Here is a 6,155-nt window from a genome sequence, read left to right on the forward strand (position 1 = left end):
TGAGCAATCTCACCGGCACCTACCGGGCGTATCTGGCCAACCGGTCGGAGAACACCGGCATCTACATCCACGACGCCGTCGCGGTGGCCGAGGCGATCGTCCCCGGCAGCCTGAAAACAACCACCCACCTGCTCGACGTCGACGACGAAGGGGCGCTCGTCGAAGGAAAGCACCAGGTAGAGGTCGCGGAAGACACCGATTGGCCCGCGCTGAGGGCCTTCATGGAGCAGCGGTTGTCCGTTTGACGACAACTTCGCGTCGCTCTCTGGGGTTGCACGGGCACGGTAAGTAGGGTCCGCGACCATGCAGCGAAGAGTCCTCATGACAGCTGCGGTGGCGGTGGCCATGACGTTCGGAGTGGTCCCTGCCTCCGCTCAGCCCCAGATTCAGGTGGTGCCGGATCCGGCGGCACATGTGAACCCGTTCATCGGCACGACCAACCTCGGGAACACGTTTCCCGGCGCGGTCGTGCCGTTCGGCATGTTCTCCTTCAGCCCCGAGGCGTCCCGCGGCAACACCCTGCGCGCCGCGGCTCCCGGCGGCTACCGGTACGACGCGACGAAGATCCGCGGCTTCAGCCTCACCCACATGTCCGGGACGGGATGCGCGGGCGGCAGTGGCGACATCCCGATCTTCCCGCACGTCGGCACCGTCACCACGTCGCCGACCACCGACGCGACCGACTCGGTCTACGCGAGCGAGTTCGCGCACGCGGACGAGGTGGCCAAGCCCGGCCGTTACGACGTGACGCTCAAGTCCGGTGCCAAGGCCGAGCTCAGCGCCACCGAACGCACCGGTGCGGCCCGCTTCAGCTTCCCCGCCGACAAGCCAGCGACGGTGCTGATCAACACGTCCAAGTCGCAGGTCGGCAGCAGTGACGCGCAGACCGTGATCGACAAGGACAAGCGGACGATCACCGGAAGTGTCACCGCCGGCAACTTCTGCGGCTACATCAACCAGGTCGGCCGCCGCAGCTACTACACGCTGCACTTCGTGGCGGAGTTCGACCAGGACTTCACCGAGGTCGGCACGTACCAGGACAACGTTGTCAGCCCCGGTTCGGTGAACTCCAAGGGCGGCACGACGTACGGCACCAATGGATGGCCGGTGCTGGGCAAGGGTTCCGGCGCCTATCTGGGGTTCGCGCCCGGTTCGCAGGTCGGGGTCAAGGTCGGCATCTCCTACGTCAGCCTCGACAACGCCAAGCAGAACCTGAAGGCGGAGAACAAGGGACAGTCCATTGAGGACATGAGGGACAACGCCTACATCGCGTGGCAGAAGCAGCTCAAGCGCATCGAGGTCGGCGGCGGCTCCGATGACGAGCGGACCAAGTTCTACACCGCGCTGTACCACTCCCTGTTGCACCCCAACCTGTTCAGCGACGTCAACGGCGAGTACGCCGGGTTCGACGGGAAGACACACAAGATCAACAAGAACCGGCAGAAGGCCCAGTACGGCACCTTCTCCGGCTGGGACGTCTACCGCTCGCAGCTGCAGCTCGTGACGCTGCTGGAGCCGCAGATCGGTTCTGACATCGCGCAGTCGCTGCTCAACCAGGCCGAGCAGAACAACGGCGTCTGGGACCGCTGGTCGCACAACAACGGCGGCACGCACGTGATGAACGGCGACCCCGCGCCCATCGCGCTGGCCGCCATCTCGGCGTTCGGCGGCGACAAGTACGACATCAGGTCTTCGCTTCGGAGTTTGGTCAAGGCCGCGACCGTGCCCACGGCCCTGGACCTGAGCAAGGACGGCTGGGCCGTGATGTCGGTCGGGCAGCGGCCGTCGCTCGACAAGTACCTGAAGCACAAGTACATGCCGTCCGTGTCGAACGCGTGGGGTGGCGCGGCGGAGACCTTGGAGATCTCCGCGGCGGACTTCGCGATCAGCCAGCTCGCGGCCCGCACCGGTGACCGGCAGATCGCCAAGACGTTCGCCGAACGCGCGCAGTGGTGGCAGAACAACTTCGACCCGGTCGCGCACAGCACCGGCGGTTACATCCGCAACCGCAACGCCGACGGCACGTGGGTCAAGGACTTCACACCGGACACCGGCAACGGGTTCGTCGAGGGCAGCAGCGCGCAGTACACGTGGATGGTCACGCACAACGTCGCCGGGCTCGTGGAGTCGCTGGGCGGTCGCGAGCGCGCCAACAAGCGGCTGGACGACTTCTTCCACAACGCCGACGGCAGCTGGGCTCTGACGGGCAAGGGCGGCGCGAAGTCCGAATTGGACAACGAGCCGTCGGTGAACGTGCCGTGGCTCTACAACTACACCGGCCAACCCGCCAAAACGCAGGAGACGCTGCGCGAGACGATCACCACGCTGTGGAAGAACGCCCCCGGCGGCATTCCCGGCAACGACGACCTCGGCGCGATGTCGTCGTGGTTCGTGTTCACGTCGATGGGCATCTACCCGCAGGTGCCGTCACGCGCCGAGCTGGCGCTGAGCAGCCCGCTGTTCACGTCGGTGAAGATCAACCGCGGTGGCGGCAAGGACATCACGATCAACGCGCCCCAGGCCAACACCGCCACGAAGTACGTGCAGTCGTTGAAGGTCAACGGCCGCTCGTCGTCGAAGACCTGGCTGCCCGAGTCGTTCGTGGAACGCGGCGGCAAGCTGGACTTCGTGCTGGGCAAGTCGCCTTCCACCTGGGGCACGGGTGCTTCGGATGCGCCACCGTCGTTCCGCGAGGGCGAGCAGCCGATCAAGCACAACCAGCCGTACTACCTGACGGTCGAGCCGCGTCAGCTCGTGGTCGAGCCCGGCAAGTCGCTCACGGCGAAGGTCAACTCGGTCAAGCTGTACGACGGCGACCCGAAGGCGACCTACACGATCACCGGACCGGAGGCGCTCAAGTTCACTCCCACCACCGGTGCCGTGCCGTCGGAGTTCACGATCTCGGCCGAAGCCGGTACCGCACAAGGCTTCTACGACTTCACCGTCACGGTGAACGTCGAGGGCGCCGCGAAGCCCGTCGTGCTGCCGCAGACGGTGAAGGTCGCGCCGGCGGGCAGCATGCTCGCCGCCGTGAACAACGTCGGTGCCTCCGCCGACGCCGACGGTGAGGGCGACTTCGACGGCGGCGGCTACAGCTACTCACGTGAAGCACTGGCCACGGCAGGCCTTCCGCCGGGTGGCACGAGCACCGTCGACGGCCTGACGTTCACGTGGCCTTCGTCGCCTCCCGGCAGGCCCGACAACGCCACCGCGGCGAAGCAAACGCTTGCCCTGTCCGGAACCCGGCTCGCCTTCGTGGGCTCGGCAGCCAACGGGGCGCGCACGAAGACCGCCACGGTGACGTTCACGGACGGCACCAGCGCACCTGTCGAGATCGGCCTCAGCGACTGGACGCTCGGCGGCGGCGGGCAGACACCGAGCTACGGCAACGTGGTCATCGCGACCACGCCGTACCGCAACCAGCTCGGCGGCGGCAACGAGAGGGTCGCCACGCACATCTTCGCCACGAAGACGTACGTGGCTCCGGAAGGCAAGACGCTCGCGAGCGTCGTGCTGCCGGACGATGTCAACATGCACATTTTCGCCGTCGCGCTCGGCTAGTTCGTCGAACGTGGGTGGTTCTCGTCGCGCTGGCGACGGGAACCACCCACGTCCTATCTTGTGACGTAAGCCCAAGTGCCGCCACCTCGCTGTGAGCGTGAGGCGCCATGCCCAAAAGCGTGCGATCAACGAGGATCGCAGTGCATTCATGGGAACGGCTCACCGCCGACGCCGTCGCGTGCTGGCTCGACGCGCTGCCCGGCTGGCTCGTCGTGGGCACCGCCTGCACTCTCGACGACCTCGTTCTGCTGTGCAGGCTCAGGCCACCTGACGTCGTTGTGGGTCAGCTGGAACCGGTCCTCGTACCGGAATTTCCACTCGTTCACCTCTGTCCCACCTGCGGACTCGCCTCGTTGCGGGCGGAGTTGGAGCGCGTTCCGCTGACCCCGCTGCGCCGTGTCGCGCCGGGCGCGCTGACCGACCGCGAAATGGAAGTCCTGACCTACGTCTGCTCCGGACTGTCCGCTGTGCTGGTCGCTTCCGCGCTGAAACTCTCGCCGCACACCGTCGTGAACCACAAGCGACGGATCTTCGCCAAGCTCGGCGTGCAGAGCCGGGTGCAGGCGGCCGCTGTGGTGGCGCGGCTCGGGCTCATCCGGGTTCCCTGTCGTGGCGCTGTGTTGCACGACGACGTTCCTGCGCTCACCCACCGGGAGCAGGACATCCTGGCGTCGATCGCTCGGGGTGAGTCGGTGCGGCAGACCGCGCACGCTCTGGGGATCGCGGTGAAGACCGTGGAGTCGGAACAGCGTCAGCTGTTCTTCAAGCTCCGGGTGCACAACCGGGCCCAGGCACTTTCGGAAGCGCAGCGGCTCGGATTGCTAACGTAACGCCCTCACCAGGGGATTTACCAATGTGACCGAGTTCGAGAAGCGGCTCATCGAGTACGCCCAGCGCGGCGAGCTGCTGGTGTGCCCGGCCTCGGCTCCGGCGGTGCGCGCCGAACTGATCAGGGAGCTGCTGCTCGGCAGGCACGGCGAACTGGACCCCAGCGGCGTGCAGCTGCAGGGTGCGCGGATCAAAGGCGCGTTCGATCTCGACCGCGTGACTGCATCCGTCAGCCTGTACCTGCACGACTGCGTCATCGACGAACCGATCGAAGCCCGCTACGCCCACCTGCGGGCCCTGACGCTCCACGGCGGACAGTGCGTGGGGCTGCAGGCAGACGGCGTCCACATCGACGCCGACCTGTACCTGGAGGGCGGTCTGCAGGTCGAGGGCAGCCTCAAGGACGGCCTGATCAGGCTGGTCGGCAGCCACATCGAAGGAGACCTGAGTCTGAACGACGTGGCGTTCACCAACAAAGCCGGCAGTGCGTTCCACGCCGAGCGGATCCGCATCGGCGGTGCCGTGTTCATGCGAAAGAAGATCCGGATCACCGGGCACGGGGAGGACGGTGCGATCAACCTGAGCAGTGCCTCCATCGCCGGAGATCTCAGGCTGGACGACCACGTCCGGCTCACGAACCTCACCGGCCCCGCCCTGAACGCCGACGACATCCGCATCCAGGGCTCCGCAGTTCTGGAGAACGGTTTCCGAGCCGTTGGACACGGCGAAGGCTCCGCGGTCTCCTTGGGCAACGCCAACGTGGTCCTGAACATCAGCCTGAGCGACGCCGAGATCACCAACCGAAGCGGCTGCGGCTTCGACGTGGACAGCGCCCGCGTCGGCGGCAGCGTGTTTCTCGGGAAGGACGTCAAGATCAGCGGTCACGGCAAGAACGGCGCGATCGACGTGGCCGGCGCCCGCATCGGCGGGAACCTCGAGCTGGAGGCGGAGGTCTGCAACGATCTAGGTCCCGCGTTGAACGCGAACAGCGTCGATGTCGGCGAGAGCCTCTTCCTCCACAACGGGGGCCGGCTCACCGCGCGCGACACGACCGGCGCGATCGACCTGATCAGCGGCCACATCGCCGGAGCTCTGGACTTCCGGGACGTGGTGGTCACCAACTCGATCGGCCCCGCGGTCTGCGCCGAGCAAGTGCATGTCGACGGAGAGCTGGTCCTGCAGGACCCGACTCGTCTGATCGGGAACGGCAACAGCGGTGCCGTTGCGCTGAGCGGAGCGCGCATCAGCCGGCTCAACGGTTGGAGCGAGGTCGACGTGCAGGTGAAAGCGGGGCGCGGCCCGGTGTTCGACCTGCAGGAAGTGGTCGTCGGGACGTCCGTGACACTGCCGCCCGCCCTGATGTGCCTCAATCACGAGGTGCGCTGCTCACACCGGCGTCAGGTGCGGCTGGACGAATTCTCCTACGCCTCCCTCGGGCCGGGATGGGACTGGCAGCAGTGGCTGCACCTGATCCGCCGCCACACTCCCGCCTACCACGCCTCCGCCTACCAGCGCCTGGCCGCGGTGGAACGGGCTGCCGGGCACGATGGCACCGTCCGCCAGATCCTCATGGCACAGCAGACGGATCTCCGCCGCCGGAACCCCAAGGCCCTGGGCGGACCCCTGACCCAGTGGTTCCACTGGCTGTGGGGCGCGCTGGCCGGTTACGGCTACCGGGCCCGCCGCACCGCCGGCGCGCTGCTGCTGGTGCTGGCGATGGCGGGCTTCCTGGGCTGGGCGGCGGGCCAGGTCGCCACCCGTCCCGG

3 protein-coding genes and 1 pseudogene are annotated in these 6,155 nt (G+C 67.1%); all 4 read left to right on the forward strand.

What is annotated here, in order from left to right:
* Positions 1-245: pseudogene (locus tag FXN61_RS46450) on the forward strand (nucleoside hydrolase); the annotation flags it as partial.
* A gap of 76 nt (positions 246-321) precedes the next feature.
* Positions 322-3,561, forward strand: a complete 3,240-nt coding sequence (locus tag FXN61_RS46455) for a GH92 family glycosyl hydrolase (protein ID WP_246293130.1) — start codon at positions 322-324, stop codon at positions 3,559-3,561.
* 140 nt (positions 3,562-3,701) lie between these two features.
* Entirely contained in the window at positions 3,702-4,391 is a 690-nt protein-coding gene (locus tag FXN61_RS54960) for a response regulator transcription factor (RefSeq protein WP_167980194.1), read from the forward strand.
* A gap of 25 nt (positions 4,392-4,416) precedes the next feature.
* Positions 4,417-6,155 (forward strand): translocation/assembly module TamB domain-containing protein (locus FXN61_RS46465; protein ID WP_167980195.1); only part of this gene is annotated, 1,739 nt, incomplete at its 3' end.

Origin of the sequence: Lentzea indica, assembly GCF_012184385.1 — a bacterium.
GTDB classification, from domain to species: domain Bacteria; phylum Actinomycetota; class Actinomycetes; order Mycobacteriales; family Pseudonocardiaceae; genus Lentzea; species Lentzea indica.